Genomic DNA, 18,823 nt, shown 5'->3' on the forward strand with positions numbered 1-18,823 from the left:
GCGCTCAGGCGTCGCCGACGGGGACGCCGGCCGTGGCCGGCGTGGCGGCCGGAACGGCCGAGGTCTGGGTGAGGGCCGGCACCACGAGCGGGGCGCCGCTGACCGGGCAGGGCACGACCACGCAGTCCAGCCCGAACACGTCGCGGACCAGGTCGGCGGTGAGGATCTCGCGCGGCTCGCCGGCGGCGACCACCGCGCCGTCGCGCATGGCGATCAGGTGACCGGCGTACCGGGCCGCCTGGTTGAGGTCGTGCAGCACGGCCACCACGGTCCGGCCCCGCTCGGCGCGCAGCCGGTGCAGCAGGTCCAGCACCTCCACCTGGTGGGCCAGGTCGAGGTACGTGGTGGGCTCGTCCAGCAGCAGCGCGTCGGTGTCCTGGGCCAGCGTCATGGCGATCCACACCCGCTGGCGCTGGCCGCCGGAGAGCGTGTCCACCGCCCGGTCGGCCAGCCCGGCGACGTCGGCCAGCCGCATGGCTTCCTCGACCGCCCGGCCGTCCTCGGTCGACCACTGCCGCCACCAGCGCTGGTAGGGCTGCCGGCCGCGCCCGACCAGGTCGGCGACGGTGATCCCCTCGGGCACCAGCGGGCTCTGCGGCAGCACGCCGAGTCGCCGGGCCACGTCCCGGGTGGGCAGGTCCCGGATCGCCGCGCCGTCGAGCAGCACCGCGCCCCGCCGGGGCGTGAGCAGCCGGGCCATGGTGCGCAGCAGCGTCGACTTGCCGCAGGCGTTCGGGCCGACGATCACGGTGAACGTGTCGGCCGGCAGGTCGAGGTCCAGTCCGTCCAGCACGGTCCGGCCCTCGTAGCCGACGACCAGGTCGCGGGTGGACAGCAGCGCGGTCACGAGCGCCTCCCTCGGGTGCGCAGCAGCACGAAGATCAGGTACGGCCCGCCGATCGCCGCGGTCAGCACGCCGGCCGGCAGTTGGGTGGGGGCCAGCAGCCGCCGGGCGCCCAGGTCGGCGAGCACCAGCAGCAACGCGCCCAGCAGCGCGGCGCAGAGCAGCGGCGGTCGCTCGGTCCGGGCCAGCCGGCGGGCCACCTGCGGGGCGACGAGCGCCACGAAGTCCACCGCGCCCACCTGGGCGGTGACCATCGCGGCGGCCAGCACGCCGGTGCCGGCCAGGCCGATGCGCCGGGCCACCGGCCGCAGGCCGATCCCCCGCGCGGTGTCGTCGTCGAGCGTGCTGCTGCGCAGTGCCCAGCCGGCCCAGAGGAGCACCGGCAGCAGCACGGCGAGCGTGCCGGCGATCCAGGCCGCCTCGCTCCACCCCTTGCCGGCGAGCGTGCCGATGAGCCAGATCTGCGCGCGCAGCCCGTCGATCGGGTCGGCGGTGAGCATGACGACCTCGATCAGCGCCCGGAACGCGAACGCCACCGCCACGCCGGCGAGCACGAACCGCTGGGCGGCCAGGCCGTGCCGGGCGCCGAGCGCGAACACCACCACCGCGGCGGCCAGGCCACCGAGCAGCGCCGCCGGCGCCACCAGCACCGCCGCCGCGCCGCTGGTCAGCGCGATCGTGGCGGCCAGCCCGGCGCCCTGGGTGACACCGATGACGTCAGGGCTGGCCAGGGGGTTGCGGGCCACGCTCTGGATCAGCGTGCCGGCCACGCCGAAGGCCGCCCCGGCGACCGCCGCGAGGACGGCGCGGGGCAGTCGCAGGTCGCGCACCACGAGGTCGTACGGGGTGCCCGCGCCGGAGAGCGACCGCACCACGTCGACGGGGGCCACGTACGGCGTCCCCAGCGACAGGCTGACCACCACCGCGAGGCAGAGCAGCACGAACAGCACCAGCGCCAGAACGACAGGACGCCACCGGAACGGCACCGCCACCGCCGCCCCGACCCGCAGAACCCCGCGCCCGGCCCCCAGCGGCCCACGTCGTTGATCTTGCACTTGCTGCCCCGACGGCGCCGGGATCGCCCCTTTCGCCGGGGCGGCAAGTGCAAGATCGCGGGAGTCTGTGCGGGGGACCGGGGTGGTCATGTCGTCACCGTTTTGGCTCGGTGGACCAGGTAGGCCAGCAGCGGGGCGCCCAGCAGGGCGGTGATGATGCCCGCGGGGATCTCGCCGGGCGGGGCGACCAGGCGGCCCGTCACGTCGGCCGCCAGCACCAGCGCGGGGCCGAGCAGCGCGGCGACCAGCAGCGTCCACCTGTGGTCGGCGCCCACGAGCGCCCGGGCCAGGTGCGGCACCGCCAGCCCGACGAACGCGATCGGCCCGGCGGCGGCCACCGCGGCGCCGGTGAGCAGCACGCCACCGCCGCCGGCGGCGAGCCGGACCAGGGCGACCCGGTGGCCGAGCCCTCGCGCCACGTCGTCGCCGAGGGCCAGCGCGTCCAGGCCACGGGCGGCCAGCAGGGCCAGCAGCACGCCGGCCGCCACGAACGGGAGCACCTGACCGGCCACGCCGACGCCCCGGCCGGTCAGCCCGCCGACCACCCAGAAGCGGTACTCCTCGAACGTGCGGGCGTCGATGCTGAGCAGCGCGTACACGATGGCGCCGAGACCGGCGTCGAGGGCCGCGCCGACGAGCGCGAGGGTGACCGGACTGGCGCCGTCGCGGGCGCGGTTGGCGACCGCGAACACGAGCAGCCCGGTGAGCAGCGCGCCGGCGATACCGAACCAGACGTACCCGGCGAGCGTGCCGACCCCGAACACGGCGATGGCCAGCACCACGCCGAACGAGGCTCCGGCGCTGATGCCGAGGATGCGCGGCTCGGCCAGCGGATTGCGGGTTACCGCCTGGAACAGCACCCCGGCCAGCGCCAGCGCCAGGCCGACGACCAGCCCGAGGACGGTACGCGGCAGCCGCAGTTCCCGGACCACGGTGGTGGCGTCGCCGCCGTCCGGAGAGACGAGCGCGTGCCACACCTGGTCGACGGGGAAATGACGGCTGCCGAGCGCGAGACTGGCCAGCAGCGCCAGCAGGAGCAGGAGCGCCGCCGCCACGGTGACCGCGACGCGGCGGACGGTGCCGCGGCGGACGGGAGCCCCGGCCCGCGCGGGCCGGACGGCGACGGTGGTCACGAGGGGTTTCGCCTTCCGGTTAGGTGCGCCTTACCTTAGCTGACCTGCTAAGGCGTACCTAAGCGGGTTGCGCCTCCACCAGGGGGAGGCACGATGCTGGATGCCATGGACGGTGCGGAGCGCTACTCGATCGGTGACCTGGCCCGGCGGACCGGGCTGCCGGTGAAGACCATCCGGTTCTGGTCCGACCGTGGCGTCGTGCCGCCCACCGACCGAGGGCCGGCCGGTCAGCGCCGCTACGACGCGGCCGCGGTGGCCCGGCTCGACCTGGTACGGACGTTGCGCGAGCTGGGTGTGGACCTGCCCACTGTGCGCCGGGTGGTGACCCGGGAGGTCACCCTGGCCGAGGTCGCCTCGGCGCACGCGGACGCGCTGACCGCGCAGATCCGCCTGCTGCGGACGCGCCGCGCGGTCCTCACGGTGATCGCCCGGCGCGGGGCCACGCCGTCCGAGGCCGACCTGCTGCACCGGCTGGCGGGCCTGGCCGTGCGGGAACGACGGCGGCTGGTCGACGAGTTCCTCGACGCGGCGTTCGGCGGCCTGACCGATCCGGGGTTCGTGGGCATCCGCCGGTCGCTCACACCAGAGCTGCCGGACGATCCGGACGACTGTCAGATCGAGGCGTGGGTGGAGCTGGCCGAGCTGACCCTGGACCCGGGATTCCGGGCTGGGCTGCGCCGGCTGGCCGAGCAGCACGCGGCGGACCGGAACGGCGCCGAGGGCGTACGCCGGGACGTGGTCGCCGTGGTCCGGGATGAGGTGGCCCCGGCGCTCGCCGACGGCGTCGAGCCGGCCTCGCCCGACGCGGATCCGATCGTGGCCCGGGCGGCGGCCCGGTACGCGCGGATCTGCGGCCGGCCGGACGACGCCGACCTGCGCCGGCGGATGCTGGACCGGTTGCGGACCGCGAGCGACCCTCGCCGGGAGCGGTACCTGGAGCTGCTCTCCGTGATCAACGGCTGGCCACCGGCCGAGAGCCTGGCGCCGGTGCTGGACTGGTCGATCCGGGCACTGCGCGCCCGGCAGCACCTAGCCTGAGGACATGCGATTCGACAGGCACACGGTGGTGCTCCTGGTCCGCCCGGACGACGCGCCGGACCTGCCGCAGGACGCGCTCGACCGGATCCAGGACGCCCACCTGGCCCACCAGGCCGGGCTGGTGGAGCAGGGCGCGGTGCTCGCGGCCGGGCCGTTCCTGGACGGCGACGACGGACGCGTCCGCGGTTTCGTGGTGCTGTCGGTGGACCCGCAGATGGCCCGCGAGCTGTACGCGAACGACCCGGCGGTCCGCGCGGGCCGGCTCGTCGCGCAGGTCAGCAGCTGGATGGTGCCGGAGGGTCAGGTCCGCTTCGAGCAGGTGCCGGTGCCCCGCTCGATGCTGGAGGCCGCGGCCGGCGACTGAGCGTTGCGGCTCAGCGCGCCGGACCGGAGCGCCGGTCAGTCCTCCGCGGCCTGCCGGACACCCGGCACCACCGGGGTCGGCCACAGCGGGGCACGCGGCCCGGCCGGCACCTCGACCTGCTGGTCGGACCAGACGTACGTCTCGGGCAGCAGGTCGGCGATCGGGACCGCGCGCAGCCCGTCGGGCGGGCCGACGATCACCCGGATCGACGGGAAGTAGTCGAGCAGCACCTGACGGCAGCGCCCGCACGGCGGGATGACGCCCCGGCCCCGGTCCCCCACCGCGACGATCGTCTCCAGCTCGCCGGCGCCCTGGGTCGCGGCGGCCCCGATTGCCACCACCTCGGCGCACGGACCGCCGGTGAAGTGGTAGACGTTGACGCCGCTGAACACCCGGCCGTCGGTGCTGCGTACGGCGGCGGCGACGGTGTGGTTGTCGCTGCGGCAGCGCAGCTTCGCCACGGCGGTGGCGGCCTGCACGAGCGCCCGGTCGGTGTCCCGCATGATCATCCCCGCCCCTCGTCGGCCCCGTCGGCCCCCGTCGGCGGCAACTTTATCCCCGCCGGGCGGCCCGCCGGTGACGGCGCGCCCGTCGCCGGTAACCCGGGGGCGGTCCGCCGCGCGGCTGCCTATCCTTGGCGACGACATGCAGAAGCCAGCTGTACCCGCCGCCCCTGACACCGCCCGCGACCTGCACCGCCGCCTCGCCCCGCTGATGTTCCGCGACCAGCGCCGCCTCCAGCGGCGGCTCGACGGCGTGCGGCGGCTGCGTGACCCGCAGCGGCGGGACGCGGCGCTGGCCGAGATCACGGCCGAGGTGACCCGGGCGGAGGCGCGCCTGGAGTCGCGTCGCGCGGCCGTGCCGGCGATCACCTACCCGGCGCAGTTGCCGGTGAGTGAGCGCAAGGACGACATCGCGGCCGCGATCCGCGACCACCAGGTGGTGATCGTGGCCGGTGAGACCGGCTCCGGGAAGACCACCCAGCTCCCCAAGATCTGCCTGGAGCTGGGGCGCGGGATCACCGGCCTGATCGGGCACACCCAGCCCCGCCGGCTGGCGGCCCGTACGGTCGCCGACCGGATCGCCGACGAGCTCGGCACCGAGCTGGGCGACGTGGTCGGCTACAAGGTGCGCTTCACCGACCAGGTGGGCGAGAACAGCCTGGTCAAGCTGATGACCGACGGCATCCTGCTGGCCGAGTTGCAGACCGACCGGATGCTGCGGCAGTACGACACGCTGATCATCGACGAGGCACACGAGCGCAGCCTCAACATCGACTTCATCCTCGGGTACCTCAGGCAGCTCCTGCCCCGCCGGCCCGACCTCAAGGTGGTCATCACCTCGGCGACCATCGAGACCGACCGGTTCGCGAAGCACTTCGCCGACGCCGAGGGCAACCCGGCGCCGGTGGTCGAGGTGTCCGGACGCACCTATCCGGTGGAGGTCCGCTACCGGCCGCTGGTCGAGGTGACCGAGGCCGAGGAGGAGGACGAGGCCGACGAGGAGAACGTCCGGGACCAGATCCAGGCCATCGGCGACGCGGTCGAGGAGCTGGCCGCCGAGGGGCCGGGCGACATCCTGGTGTTCCTCAGCGGCGAGCGGGAGATCCGCGACACCGCCGACGCGCTGGGCAAGCTGGTCCAGAAGAAGCGGTCGCTGCTCGGCACCGAGATCCTGCCGCTGTACGCCCGGCTGTCCACCGCCGAGCAGCACCGGGTCTTCGCCGCGCACTCCAACCGCCGGGTGGTGCTGGCCACCAACGTCGCGGAGACCTCGCTGACCGTGCCGGGCATCAAGTACGTGGTGGACCCGGGCACCGCCCGGATCTCCCGCTACTCCAGCCGGCTGAAGGTGCAGCGGCTGCCGATCGAGCCGGTCTCGCAGGCCAGCGCCAACCAGCGCAAGGGCCGCTGCGGGCGTACCTCGGACGGCATCTGCATCCGCCTCTACGACGAGCAGGACTTCGACTCCCGCCCCGAGTTCACCGACCCGGAGATCCTGCGCACCAACCTGGCCTCGGTCATCCTGCAGATGACGGCGATCGGGCTCGGCGACGTCGCCGCGTTCCCGTTCATCGACCCGCCGGACCGGCGCAACATCACCGACGGCGTGAACCTGCTGCACGAGCTGGGCGCGCTCGACCCGGCCGAGACCGACCCGGCGAAACGGCTCACCGCGCTGGGCCGGCGGCTGGCACAGCTCCCGGTCGACCCCCGGCTGGCCCGGATGGTCCTGGAGGGCGAACGCAACGGCTGCGCCACCGAGGTGGTGGTGATCGCCGCCGCGCTGTCCATCCAGGACCCGCGCGAACGCCCGGCCGACAAGCAGGCCCAGGCCGACCAGGCGCACGCCCGGTTCGCCGACAAGGAATCCGACTTCGTCGCGTACCTGAACCTGTGGCGCTACCTGCGGGAGAAGCAGCGGGAGCTGTCCTCCAGCGCGTTCCGCCGGATGTGCAAGGCCGAATACCTCAACTACCTCCGGGTACGCGAGTGGCAGGACATCGTCAGCCAGTTGCGCCAGGTGCTGCGAACCTCGGACAAGGGTGAGGGCCGGCGCGGCGCCGGCGCCGACCTGCCGGAGGAGATCGACACCCCGAAGGTGCACCAGTCGCTGCTGCCCGGCCTGCTGTCGCACCTCGGCCTCAAGGACGCGCAGAAGCACGAATACCTGGGCGCGCGAGGCGCGAAGTTCGGGATCTTCCCCGGGTCGGCGCTGTTCAAGAAGCCGCCGCGCTGGGTGATGGCCGCCGAGCTGGTGGAGACGTCCCGGCTGTGGGGCCGGGTGGCCGGGCGGGTCGAGCCCGAGTGGGTCGAGCCGCTGGCCCAGCACCTGGTCAAACGCAGCTACAGCGAGCCGCACTGGGAGAAGAAGCAGGCCGCCGTGATGGCCTACGAGAAGGTCACGCTGTACGGCATCCCGCTCGTCACCTCGCGCAAGGTGAACTTCGGGCGGATCGACCCGGTGCTCAGCCGGGAGCTGTTCATCAGGCACGCCCTGGTGGAGGGCGACTGGCAGACCCACCACCACTTCTGGCGGGACAACCAGAAGCTGCTGACCGAGATCGAGGAGCTGGAGAACCGGGCCCGGCGCCGCGACATCCTGGTCGACGACGAGACCATCTTCGCCTTCTACGACCAGCGCATCCCCCCCGACGTGGTCTCCGGCCGGCACTTCGACTCGTGGTGGAAGAAGACCCGCCGGGAGCAGCCGGACCTGCTCACGTTCACCCGCGAGCTGCTCGTCAACGACGGCCGGGGCGGGGTGGACGAGGAGGACTTCCCGGACGAGTGGCGGGCCGACGGCGTGACGCTGCCGCTGACGTACACGTTCGACCCGACCGCGCCGACCGACGGCGTCACTGTGGACATCCCGCTGCCGCTGCTCAACCAGGTGCCGGCGGAGAGCTTCGACTGGCAGGTGCCCGGGCTGCGCGAGGAGCTGGTGATCGCGCTGATCCGGTCGCTGCCCAAGCCGGTGCGGCGCAACTTCGTGCCGGTGCCCGACTACGCGCGCGCCGCGCTGGCCGCGATCACGCCGGGCGAGGAGCCGCTGCTGGCCGCGCTGACCCGGCAGCTGCGCCGGATGACCGGCGTGACAGTGCCGCCGGACGCCTGGGACCTGGGGAAGCTGCCGCCGCACCTGCGGGTCACGTTCCGGGTGCTCGGCGAGGACGACAAACCGGTCGCCGAGGGCAAGGACCTGCCGGCGCTGCAACGCGAGCTGCGCCAGGAGGTACGGCAGGTCGTGGCCGCCGCCGCGCCGGACGTGGCCCGTTCCGGGCTGACCGAGTGGTCGATCGGCGCGCTGCCGCGCACCATCGAGCAGGTCCGCGCCGGCTTCGCGGTGACCGCGTACCCGGCGCTGGTGGACGAGGGCGCCACCGTCGGGGTGAAGGTGTTCGACTCGGCCGCCGAGCAGGAGGCCGCGCACTGGGCGGGCACCCGGCGGCTGCTGCGGCTGACGCTGCCGTCGCCGGCGAAGTTCCTCCAGGGGCGGCTGAGCAACGAGGCGAAGCTGGCGCTGTCCCGCAACCCGCACGGCAGCGTGCCGGAGCTGATCGAGGACGCGGCCGGGGCGGCGATCGACAAGCTGATCGGCGACGCGGGCGGCCCGGCCTGGGACGCCGAGGGCTTCGCCGCGCTGCGCGACAAGGTGCGGGCCGACCTGGTGGACACCGTGGTCGAGGTGATGGACCGGGTCCGCCGGGTGCTGGCCGCCGCGTACACGGTGGAGCAGCGGCTCGGCGCGACCCGCAACTTGGCGGTGGTGGCCGCGCTGGCCGACATCCGTGCCCAGCTCACCGGCCTGGTGCACAAGGGCTTCATCACCGAGACCGGCTACGCGCGCCTGCCCGACCTGCTGCGCTACCTGACCGCGATCGAGCGGCGGCTGGACCGGCTGCCCGGCAACCCGCCGCGCGACAAACAGCAGCAGGACCGGATCGCGGTGGTGCAGAAGGAGTACCAGGACATGCTCGCCGCGCTGCCCCCGCCGCGGCGCGCGACCCCGGCGGCCCGCCAGATCCGCTGGATGATCGAGGAGCTGCGGGTGAACGTGTTCGCCCAGGCCCTCGGCACCCCCTACCCGGTCTCCGAGCAGCGCATCTACCGGGCCATGGACGACGCCGAGGGCCGCTGATCCGCCGCGCCGGCCGACGCCGGCGCGGCGGTCCGGTCAGCGGCGGATCACCGCGCCGAAGCCGAGCCAGCGACCGGCGTACGGCCCCTCCACGAGGCGGACGTGCTCGCGGCCGTTGAGCACCGAGCGGCCGTCGATGGCCACCGCGTCACCGACCCGGTAGGTGGTGGGCACCGACTTCATCAGCCCGGCGGCGTCGATCGAGTACGCCGGTGGCGCGTCGACGGCTATCGTGCCGGGCCGGTGCAGCTTGTAGCCGAACCCGGCGCAGATGCCGACCTGGTACCGGTAGGGCGAGTACTCCTGCACGTAGTAGCCGGCCAGGGTGCCGGCGGTGATCGCGTACCAGATCCCGGTCTGCCGCATGATCTTCACGCGGTCGCCGGAGGGCGCGGCGCTGGCGCGGGCCAGCGTCATCTTCGTCCGCGCGGTCACCGTGCCGGCGCTGTTGAACTTGTACGCGGTGTGCGTGCCGGAGGAGAACCGGATGTTGCCCTTCACGCCGTAGGGCGGGTAGTCGGTGTACCAGAGGTCGGCGAGCTGGGCCAGGTACGTGTCACCGGTGATGGCGTACTGCTGGACGAACTGGAACATGTGGGTGGAGTGGTACTGGCCGGCGTCGATGCCGTGGGTCAGGCAGTAGCGGCTGCGCCAGTGCCGCACCCGGGTCTTCTCCCACACGTCCCGGTAGGTGGTGATCGCGCCCTGCAGCATGAGTTTGGCGTCGGCGTTGCGGGTGAGCACCCAGTAGTCGTAGAGGCCGTACGCGGAGAACATGTGCCCGTTGTAGGTGCGGTCGCCGCGGACCGCCTTCGGGTGCGGGTACTCCTCCAGCCACAGCAGACCGTCCACCACGTACACGCCCCACGGCTGGCCGGCCACCGCGGGCAGCAGGTACGAGGCGAAGGTGGCGTCCGCGGCGCCCTTCCACTTCGTCTCGCCGGTGCGCTGGTAGAGCCGGGTGAACAGGCTCAGCGCCTGCCCCTGGGCCATCATCGAGTACCAGGGCGCCGGGTAGAGGTCGGGGCCGCCGTGCAGCCGGTGGTCGAACGGGTACGGATAGAACCACGCGCCGGAGCGCAGCGTGCGGCGGTCGATCAGGCGCTGCGCCTGCCGCTTCGCCCGGTCCAGGTATGTCAGGTTCCCGGTGATCCGGTGGGCCTCCATCAGGTGCAGGCCGTACTGCGCCTGCGCGACCGGGTGGTCGTAGAGGCGGCCGCCGAGGCGCACCATGCGCACACCGGTGGAGTCGTGCACACCGGGATCGACGAGCGGGACCGGCGAGGTCATGTGGTAGGGCTCGATGCCGATCGGCAGTTCCCGGATCTCGAAGTCGTCGTACCGGAACTGGAACGGCACCGACGCCGCGCCGGCGAACCGGCGGGTCGGTCCGCCGACGCGGCCGGCGCCCGGGGTGGAGGCCGCGCGCGGGGCCAGCCGGGGCATGTCCCGGGCCGGGATCGCGGACAGGTTCGGCAGTGGCTCGACCGGCCCCGGCGGGCCGATCTCCAGGGCCGGGTCGATGACCGGGTCCGCCGGCGCCAGGAGCGAGGTCGCCGGGGACGCCGCGGCCCAGGCGGGGCCACCGCCGAGCAGCGGGACCGAGGCGGCGGCCAGGGAGCCGGCGACGACGGCACGCCGGCTCAGTGCAGGTGTCGGGCCGGCGGCCCCGGACGGGTCTTGATGGCGCATGCGAACCTCCCGTGTCTTCACATGCTGGGCATCAGCCTTCCCATGCTGTTCCGGTCGGCCGGGACGAGCAAGGACATTCGTCGCGACATGTCGGAGATCCGTCAAATGGCGGCAAGCGGCTCGACACCGGCGGGGAGCTGGTCGGCGGCGGTGGCGTCGTGGACGTACTCCAGGAGGATGCGGCGCAGCTCGCGCCCGGCGTGGGTGGGGACCACGTCGCGGCGGCGGGCCACCGCGATGGTCCGGCGGACCCCGGGCGGTACGAGCCGGGTGACCCGGATGCCGGCGCGGCGGGCCACCACGATGCCGGGCACCAGCGCGACGCCGAGCCCGGCCTCGACGAAGCTGAGCACGGCGTCCATCTCTCCGCCGTCGACGGACAGGGTCGGCTCGAACCCGGCCGCCCGGCACGCCTGGAGCGTGGCGTCGCGCAGGTCGTAGCCCTCGCGGAACATGACCAGCGGCTGGTCGCGCAGGTCGGTGATGCGCAGCTCCCCGGCTTCCGAGGCGCCCGGCAGCGGGTCGACCGAGGCGACCACCAGGCTCTCGCGCAGGATCGGGTCGGCGCGCAGCCCCGGGTCGGTGCCGGCCGACGGCATGATGATCAGGGCGAGGTCGAGGTCGCCGCGGAGCAGGTCCCGGACGAGATCCTGCGAGCCGCCCTCCTCCACGCGCAGGTCGATCGTGGGGTGCGCGTCGCGGAACCGGCGCAGCACCGGCGGGGCGAGCGAGGTGGCCAGGCTGGGCGTGGCGCCGAGCCGGACCCGGCCCCGGCGCAGCCCCACCAGTTCCTGCACCTCGCGGGTGGCGGTCTCCACGTCGGCGAGGATCCGCTTGGCCAGCGGCAGCAGCACCTCGCCGGCCGCGGTGAGGGTGATGTTGCCCCTTACCCGTTCGAACAGCGGGGCCCCCAGGTCGGCCTCCAGCGCGTGAATTTGCTTACTCAACGAGGGCTGGGTTATGCCGACAAGATCGGCCGCCTGGGTGAAATGTCGTACTTCGGCGACCGCCACGAAGTACCGAAGCTGATGGAGCTGCATCTACATAGCCTACGGCTATCAACGCTGCGATTTCGATGCATTGGACGCCTGATCGAAGTGCTCCTAGCGTCGTTCGCGTGGTAATCACGAAAACTCGGTCGCCCATCCGCTCCAATGTCGGCCTCAAGGCCGTCATGGCGGTGACGGGCATCATTCTGGTGCTGTTCCTGATCGCGCACATGCTCGGCAACCTGAAGATCTTCACGGGCGAGACCTCGTTCGACCACTACGCGCACTGGCTGCGCGACATCGGCACGCCACTGCTGCCGACGACGTGGTTCCTGTGGATCCAGCGCACCGTGCTCACCGTCGCCGTGCTGGGGCACATCGGCGCGGCCACGCTGCTCGCGATGCGGTCCCGGGCCGCCCGCCCGGTGCGGTACGCGCACCGCCGCAAGATCCACGTGAACTACGCGGCCCGCACGATGCGCTGGGGTGGTGTGATCATCCTGCTCTTCGTGATCTACCACATCCTCGACCTGACCACGGGTCACCTGAACCCGCAGGGCGACCCGGCCAACCCGTACGGCAACGTCGTCGCCGACTTCGCGCCGGAGCGGTGGTACGTCACGCTCTTCTACACCCTCGCGCTGGTGACCCTCGGCTTCCACCTGCGCCACGGCGCGTTCAGCGCGTTCCGCAGCCTCGGCCAGCAGACCCCGAAGGGCGAGCGCCGGGCCAGGATCGCCGCGCTCGTCTTCGCCGTCGCGCTCGTCGGCGGCTACCTGCTGGTCCCGTTCGCCGTGATCACCGGATTGGTGTCCTGACATGGATCTGTACCGCGAAGGCGACCCGATCGCCGACACCCGGGCCCCGGACGGCCCGATCGAGACGCGGTGGGAGCGCCACCGCTTCGAGATGAAGCTGGTCAACCCGGCCAACCGCCGCAAGATGACGGTGATCGTGGTCGGCACCGGCCTGGCCGGCGGTTCCGCCGCCGCCACGCTGGCCGAGCAGGGCTACCAGGTGCGGTCCTACTGCTACCAGGACAGCCCGCGCCGGGCCCACTCGATCGCCGCGCAGGGCGGCATCAACGCCGCCAAGAACTACCGCAACGACGGCGACTCGGTGCACCGCCTCTTCTACGACACGGTCAAGGGCGGCGACTTCCGCTCCCGGGAGTCGAACGTGCACCGGCTGGCCGAGGTGTCGGTCAACATCATCGACCAGTGCGTGGCGCAGGGCGTGCCGTTCGCCCGCGAGTACGGCGGCCTGCTGGACACCCGCTCCTTCGGCGGCGCGCAGGTGCAGCGCACCTTCTACGCCCGGGGCCAGACGGGCCAGCAGCTGCTGCTCGGCGCGTACCAGGCGCTGGAGCGGCAGATCGGCCTGGGCAACGTGGAGATGAACGCCCGCCACGAGATGCTCGAACTGGTGATCGTCGACGGCCGGGCGCGCGGCATCGTGGTCCGCGACATGGTCACCGGCGAGATCAGCACCGAGATGGCCGACGCGGTGGTGCTCGCCACCGGCGGCTACGGCAACGTCTTCTACCTCTCCACGAACGCCAAGGGCTGCAACGTCACCGCCTCCTGGCGGGCGCACCGCAAGGGCGCGTACTTCGCCAACCCCTGCTACACGCAGATCCACCCGACCTGCATCCCGGTCTCCGGCGACCACCAGTCGAAGCTGACCCTGATGAGCGAGTCGCTGCGCAACGACGGCCGGGTGTGGGTGCCCAAGGCCAAGGGCGACCAGCGCAGCCCCCGGGAGATCCCCGAGGACGAGCGGGACTACTACCTGGAGCGGATCTACCCGTCCTTCGGCAACCTGGTCCCCCGCGACATCGCCTCCCGCGCCGCGAAGAACGTCTGTGACGAGGGACGCGGCGTCGGCCCGACCGGCCTCGGCGTCTACCTCGACTTCGCCGACGCGATCAACCGGCTCGGCCGCAAGGCCATCGAGGCCAAGTACGGCAACCTCTTCGAGATGTACGAGCGGATCACCGGCGAGGACCCGTACGAGGTCCCGATGCGGATCTACCCCGCCGTGCACTACACGATGGGTGGCCTCTGGGTCGACTACGACCTGCAGTCGAGCATCCCCGGCCTGTTCGTGATCGGTGAGGCCAACTTCTCCGACCACGGCGCGAACCGGCTCGGCGCCTCGGCGCTGATGCAGGGCCTCGCGGACGGCTACTTCGTGCTGCCGAACACGCTCGCCAACTACCTGGCCTCCTCCGGCCCGCTGGACAAGGTCGACGCGAGCCACCCCGAGGCGGTCGCGGCGCGTACCGACGTCGAGGACCGGATCAAGCGGCTGCTCGCGATCAACGGCGACCGCACCGTGGACTCGTTCCACCGTGAGCTGGGCCAGATCATGTGGGAGCACTGCGGCATGGAGCGCTCCGAGGCCGGGCTGCGCAAGGCGATCGACGAGATCCGCGCGCTGCGCGAGCAGTTCTGGCAGCGGGTGCGCGTGCCGGGCGACGGCGAGGGGCTCAACCAGTCGCTGGAGAAGGCCGGCCGGGTGGCCGACTTCTTCGAGCTGGCCGAGCTGATGTGCATCGACGCGCTGCACCGCGAGGAGTCCTGCGGCGGTCACTTCCGGGCCGAGCACCAGACGCCCGACGGCGAGGCGCAGCGCGACGACGACCGGTTCGCGTACGTGGCGGCCTGGGAGTACACCGGCACCGGTGAGCCCGTGCTGCACAAGGAAGACCTGACCTTCGAATACGTCCACCCCACGCAGCGGAGCTACAAGTGAACCTGACCCTGCGCATCTGGCGCCAGCACGGCCCCGAGGACAAGGGTCGGATGGTGACCTACCCGGTGCAGGACGTGTCCCCGGACATGTCCTTCCTGGAGATGCTCGACGTGCTCAACGAGCGGCTGATCCTCGACGGCGAGGAGCCGGTCGCGTTCGACCACGACTGCCGCGAGGGCATCTGCGGCATGTGCAGCCTCATGATCAACGGTGAGGCGCACGGCCCGCAGCGCGGCACCACCGCCTGCCAGCTGCACATGCGGCAGTTCTCCGACGGCGACACGATCGACATCGAGCCGTGGCGGGCCCGGGCCTTCCCGGTCGTCAAGGACCTGGTGGTCAACCGCAACGCGTTCGACCAGATCATCGCCGCCGGCGGCTACGTCACCGCGCCGACCGGCAGCGCACCGGAGGCGCACTCGGTGCCGGTGCCGAAGGCCGACGCCGACGCCGCGTTCGAGTCGGCCGCCTGCATCGGCTGCGGCGCCTGCGTGGCGGCCTGCCCGAACGGCTCCGGCATGCTGTTCACCGCCGCGAAGATCACCCAGCTCTCGCTGCTGCCGCAGGGCCAGCCGGAGCGCTACACCCGGGTGATCGGCATGGTGGACGCGCACGACGAGGCCGGCTTCGGCGGCTGCACGAACATCGGCGAGTGCGCGGCGGCCTGCCCGAAGGGCATCCCGCTGAACACCATCGGCCGCCTCAACCGGGACTACCTGAAGGCGACCGCCAAGCGCGCCGGCTCCTGACCGGACACGGCACGACCCACGCGACCGCCGCACCCGCATCCAGGGGTGCGGCGGTCGCGCTCGTACGGGGGCCGCCGCCGATTCAAGCCGCCTCTCGCGGGTAGCAGTCCGATGGACGGCACCGGAGAGGGGACATACAGGCATGAAGGCACTGACCTGGCACGGCAAGCGGGACGTTCGCGTCGAGGACGTCCCGGACCCCCGGATCGAGGAGCCGACCGACGCGATCGTCCGGATCACCTCGACCGCCATCTGCGGTTCCGACCTGCACCTGTACGAGGTGCTCGGGCCGTACCTGAAGCCCGGCGACGTCCTCGGGCACGAGCCGATGGGCGTCGTCGAGGAGGTCGGGCCCGGGGTGACCCGGCTCAAGAAGGGCGACCGGGTGGTCGTCCCGTTCAACATCTCCTGCGGCTCGTGCTGGATGTGCGAGCGGCAGCTCTACGCCCAGTGCGAGACCACGCAGGTCAAGAGCCAGGGCAAGGGCGCGTCCCTGTTCGGCTACACCTCGCTGTACGGCTCGATCCCCGGCGGCCAGGCCGAGTACCTGCGCGTGCCGCAGGCCCAGTTCGGCCCGATCACGATCCCGGACACCGGCCCGGACGAGCGCTGGCTCTACCTCTCCGACATCCTGCCCACCGCCTGGCAGGCGGTGAAGTACGCGGACGTCCCGCCCGGCGGCACGCTCGCCGTGTTCGGGCTCGGCCCGGTCGGGCAGTTCAGCGCCCGGATCGGCCGCCACCTCGGCGCGGGCCGGGTGATCGGACTGGACCTGGTCCCCGAGCGGCTGGAGATGGCCCGCCGGCACGGCATCGAGGTGCTCGACGTCAGCCAGCTCGACGACGTGCCCGGCACGCTCATCGACCTGGTCGACGGGCGCGGCCCGGACGCGGTGATCGACGCGGTCGGCATGGAGGCGCACGGCGCGCCGCTGGGCAAGATGGCCCAGACCGCCGCCGGGCTGCTGCCGGACAAGCTGGCCCAGGCGATGACCGACAAGGCCGGCGTGGACCGGCTCGTGGTGCTGCACGCCGCGCTCAAGGCGGTACGGCGCGGCGGCACCGTGTCGATCTCCGGCGTGTACGGCGGCGAGCAGGACCCGATGCCGCTGATGGAGATGTTCGACAGGGGCATCCAGCTGCGCATGGGCCAGTGCCACGTACGCCGCTGGGTCGACGAGATCATCCCGCTGCTGGAGCGCGACGACGACCCGCTGGGCGTCGAGGACCTGCGGACCCACCGGCTGCCGCTGACCGACGCGCCGCGGGCGTACGAGATGTTCCAGAAGAAGGAGGACGGCTGCGTCAAGGTCGTGCTCGCGCCGTGACCCGGACGGTGGTCGTCACCGGCGCGACCAGCGGGATCGGCCGGGCGACCGCCCTGGAGCTGGCGGGCCGCGGGGACCGGCTGGTCCTCGCGGCCCGCTCCCCCGCCACGCTCGACGAGGTGCGCGACGAGTGCCGGGCCGCGGGCGCGCGGGCGATCGCCGTACCGATGGACGTGACCGAGCCCGGCGCGGTGGCCGCGCTGGCCGACGCGGCGCAGGCCGAGTACGGCCGCGTCGACGCCTGGGTGCACACCGCCGCGGTGATGGCCTACGGCCGTTTCGACGAGACGCCGGCCGAGGTGTTCGAGCAGGTGGTCCGCACCGACCTGCTGGCCGCCGCGGCGGTGGCCCGGGAGGCGCTGCTCCGGTTCCGGGCCGGCGGCGGCACGCTCGTGCTCACCGGCTCGGTGCTCGGGCACATCACCGCGCCCTACATGAGCGGCTACGTGGCCGCCAAGTGGGGCCTGCAGGGGCTGGCCCGCACGCTCCAGCAGGAGGCACGGGAGACGCCGGGCGTCGCGATCTGCCTGGTCAACCCGGGCAGCGTGGACACGCCCGTCTACCGGCAGGCGGCCAACTACCTGGGCCGGGTCGGCCGTCCGCCGCCGCCGATCGCCTCGCCCGAGCGGGTGGCGCGGGCCATCGCGCACTGTCTCGACCGGCCGCGCCGCGAGATGTCGGTGGGGCGGCTCAACGTGATCATGCGCTTCGGCTTCACCGCCCTGCCCGGCGTGTACGACGCGCTGGTCGGACCGCTGATGCGCCGGGCCGGGCTGACCCGGCAGCCGATCGCCGCCCACCGGGGCATCGTGTTCAAGCCGAACCCGGCCGGTGAGGCGGTCCGGGGCGGGTGGCTGCCGGAGGTGTCCCAGGTGGTCCGGGCCGTGGGCGGACGCGCGGCGACTGTGGCGTCCGCGGTACGCCGCCGGCTGCCCTGACCGTGGCGTGGGTGGACGGCGTGCGGGCGGACCGGGACGACTGTGGTTACCGTGTACGGCGGGACACGGCGGAGGGACGAATATGCGGGAAGCAACGGGGCAGGAGCCGGACCGGACGCGCGGCGGGCGGGTGTGGAAGCTCGCCGGGCTGGCCGCCGTCGCCGGGCTGGCCTGGGCGGCGCGGGACGTACCGGCGCAGCTCGGCGGACGGCTCACCGGCGCCCGGGCGGAACGGGCGGCCCGGTCACCGCGCTTCCGCGACGGCACCTTCCACAACCCGGCCGGCGCCAGCGCCACGATGGTCGCCGACCCGGGCCGCAACCTGCTCCGGGAGCTGGTCTTCGGCAAGCAGAAGCGGCGGCCGGGCAGCCCGGTGCCGCTGGTGCGCCCCGGCGCCGCGCCGGCCGCCGACCCGGCCCGCGAGCTGAACGTCGTCTGGTACGGCCACGCCTCCACGCTCGTCGAGATCGAGGGGCAGCGGGTGCTGCTCGACCCGGTGTGGAGCGACAGGTGCTCCCCGTCCGGGCTGGTCGGCCCGCGGCGCATCCACGAGCCGCCGGTCCGCCTCACCGACCTGCCCCCGCTCGACGCGGTGCTGATCTCACACGACCACTACGACCACCTCGACATGGAGACCGTCCGCACGCTGGCCGACCTCCAGTCCGCACCGTTCGTGGTGCCGCTCGGCGTCGGCGCCCACCTGGCCCGCTGGGGCGTACCCGAGCACCGCATCGTCGAGCTGGACTGGTCGGAGAGCCACCGGGCCGGCGGGCTGACGCTCACCGCCACCGCCGCGCAGCACTTCTCCGGGCGCGGACTGCGCCGCGACGGCACGCTGTGGAGCTCCTGGACGATCACCGGCACGCACCGGAAGGTCTTCTACACCGGCGACTCCGGCTACTTCGACGGATACGCCGCGATCGGCGCCGAGCACGGCCCGTTCGACGTGACGCTGATGCAGATCGGCGCGTACGACAGGGCGTGGCCGCACATCCACATGTTCCCGGAGGAGGCGGTCGCCGCCCACCTCGACGTACGCGGCGGACTGCTGGTGCCGGTGCACTGGGGCACGTTCAACCTGGCCCTGCACGACTGGTCCGAGCCGGTGGACCGGCTCTGGGCCGAGGCGAAGGCGCGCGACGTGCGGCTCGCAGTGCCGCGCCCCGGTGAGCGGGTGGTCGTGGACGAGCCGCCGGCGGTCGACGGCTGGTGGCAGTCGGTCGCCTGAGCCACGCCGAAAAATTCGGACAAGGCAATCTTCTGCGCATATTTGCGTACTCTGTTCGCTGACGAGTC

General features: G+C 73.0%; 15 protein-coding genes. 9 read left to right on the plus strand and 6 right to left on the minus strand.

All coding sequences use genetic code 11. The features are described from left to right. Positions 1-4 precede the first annotated feature (4 nt). The 3 genes from DQE82_RS17105 to DQE82_RS17115 all read right to left on the minus strand — a co-directional run bounded on the left by DQE82_RS17105 (position 5) and on the right by DQE82_RS17115 (position 3,032). Entirely contained in the window at positions 5-847 is an 843-nt protein-coding gene (locus DQE82_RS17105; RefSeq protein WP_113973193.1) for an ABC transporter ATP-binding protein, read from the minus strand. Further along, complete coding sequence (locus DQE82_RS17110; RefSeq protein ID WP_233514692.1) at positions 844-1,836, minus strand: iron chelate uptake ABC transporter family permease subunit; 993 nt, start codon at positions 1,834-1,836, stop codon at positions 844-846. The genes DQE82_RS17105 and DQE82_RS17110 overlap by 4 nt, the downstream gene beginning before the upstream one ends. 149 nt (positions 1,837-1,985) lie before the next feature. Beyond that, positions 1,986-3,032, minus strand: coding sequence for an iron ABC transporter permease (locus DQE82_RS17115; RefSeq protein WP_104113626.1), 1,047 nt, complete (start codon positions 3,030-3,032; stop codon positions 1,986-1,988). Between the two features lie 93 nt (positions 3,033-3,125). Here DQE82_RS17115 and DQE82_RS17120 point away from each other — a divergent pair, with 93 nt between their 5' ends. Then, the gene (locus DQE82_RS17120; protein ID WP_233514693.1) at positions 3,126-4,070 is read left to right on the plus strand and encodes a MerR family transcriptional regulator; all 945 of its coding nucleotides are present in this window, start codon (positions 3,126-3,128) and stop codon (positions 4,068-4,070) included. A 4-nt stretch (positions 4,071-4,074) separates the two neighbouring features. Next, the gene (locus DQE82_RS17125; protein WP_013285335.1) at positions 4,075-4,434 is read left to right on the plus strand and encodes a YciI family protein; all 360 of its coding nucleotides are present in this window, start codon (positions 4,075-4,077) and stop codon (positions 4,432-4,434) included. Positions 4,435-4,469: 35 nt separating this feature from the next. Here the strand turns inward: DQE82_RS17125 and DQE82_RS17130 are convergent, their stop codons facing one another. Then, positions 4,470-4,937, minus strand: coding sequence for a cytidine deaminase (locus DQE82_RS17130; protein WP_231915568.1), 468 nt, complete (start codon positions 4,935-4,937; stop codon positions 4,470-4,472). Positions 4,938-5,079: 142 nt separating this feature from the next. Here DQE82_RS17130 and hrpA point away from each other — a divergent pair, with 142 nt between their 5' ends. Further along, positions 5,080-9,075 (plus strand): ATP-dependent RNA helicase HrpA, encoded by a 3,996-nt coding sequence (gene hrpA, locus DQE82_RS17135; RefSeq protein WP_113973195.1) that lies wholly within the window; start codon positions 5,080-5,082, stop codon positions 9,073-9,075. A 36-nt stretch (positions 9,076-9,111) separates the two neighbouring features. Here hrpA and DQE82_RS17140 read toward each other — a convergent pair whose 3' ends face one another. Beyond that, complete coding sequence (locus DQE82_RS17140; protein WP_113973196.1) at positions 9,112-10,767, minus strand: D-glucuronyl C5-epimerase family protein; 1,656 nt, start codon at positions 10,765-10,767, stop codon at positions 9,112-9,114. Positions 10,768-10,868: 101 nt separating this feature from the next. Beyond that, the gene (locus DQE82_RS17145) at positions 10,869-11,807 is read right to left on the minus strand and encodes a LysR family transcriptional regulator (protein WP_043325079.1); all 939 of its coding nucleotides are present in this window, start codon (positions 11,805-11,807) and stop codon (positions 10,869-10,871) included. Between the two features lie 35 nt (positions 11,808-11,842). Between DQE82_RS17145 and DQE82_RS17150 the strand changes: the two genes are divergently transcribed. From DQE82_RS17150 to DQE82_RS17175, 6 genes are all read left to right on the plus strand, one after another. Next, entirely contained in the window at positions 11,843-12,574 is a 732-nt protein-coding gene (locus tag DQE82_RS17150) for a succinate dehydrogenase cytochrome b subunit (protein ID WP_176722908.1), read from the plus strand. Between the two features lies 1 nt (position 12,575). Continuing rightward, the gene (locus DQE82_RS17155) at positions 12,576-14,513 is read left to right on the plus strand and encodes a fumarate reductase/succinate dehydrogenase flavoprotein subunit (protein ID WP_043325081.1); all 1,938 of its coding nucleotides are present in this window, start codon (positions 12,576-12,578) and stop codon (positions 14,511-14,513) included. Further along, entirely contained in the window at positions 14,510-15,262 is a 753-nt protein-coding gene (locus tag DQE82_RS17160; RefSeq protein ID WP_030499798.1) for a succinate dehydrogenase/fumarate reductase iron-sulfur subunit, read from the plus strand. Before DQE82_RS17155 ends, DQE82_RS17160 begins: the two co-directional genes overlap by 4 nt. Before the next feature lie 142 nt (positions 15,263-15,404). Then, positions 15,405-16,589 carry a zinc-dependent alcohol dehydrogenase gene (locus tag DQE82_RS17165; RefSeq protein WP_064447499.1) on the plus strand — a complete coding sequence of 395 codons (1,185 nt, stop codon included), beginning with the start codon at positions 15,405-15,407 and terminating at the stop codon, positions 16,587-16,589. Further along, positions 16,586-17,527, plus strand: coding sequence for an SDR family NAD(P)-dependent oxidoreductase (locus DQE82_RS17170; protein WP_113973197.1), 942 nt, complete (start codon positions 16,586-16,588; stop codon positions 17,525-17,527). Before DQE82_RS17165 ends, DQE82_RS17170 begins: the two co-directional genes overlap by 4 nt. 82 nt (positions 17,528-17,609) lie before the next feature. Then, the gene (locus tag DQE82_RS17175) at positions 17,610-18,755 is read left to right on the plus strand and encodes an MBL fold metallo-hydrolase (RefSeq protein WP_113973198.1); all 1,146 of its coding nucleotides are present in this window, start codon (positions 17,610-17,612) and stop codon (positions 18,753-18,755) included. The last annotated feature ends 68 nt before the right edge of the window (positions 18,756-18,823 follow it).

The organism is Micromonospora sp. LHW51205, from assembly GCF_003315815.1.
Taxonomy (GTDB): domain Bacteria; phylum Actinomycetota; class Actinomycetes; order Mycobacteriales; family Micromonosporaceae; genus Micromonospora; species Micromonospora chalcea.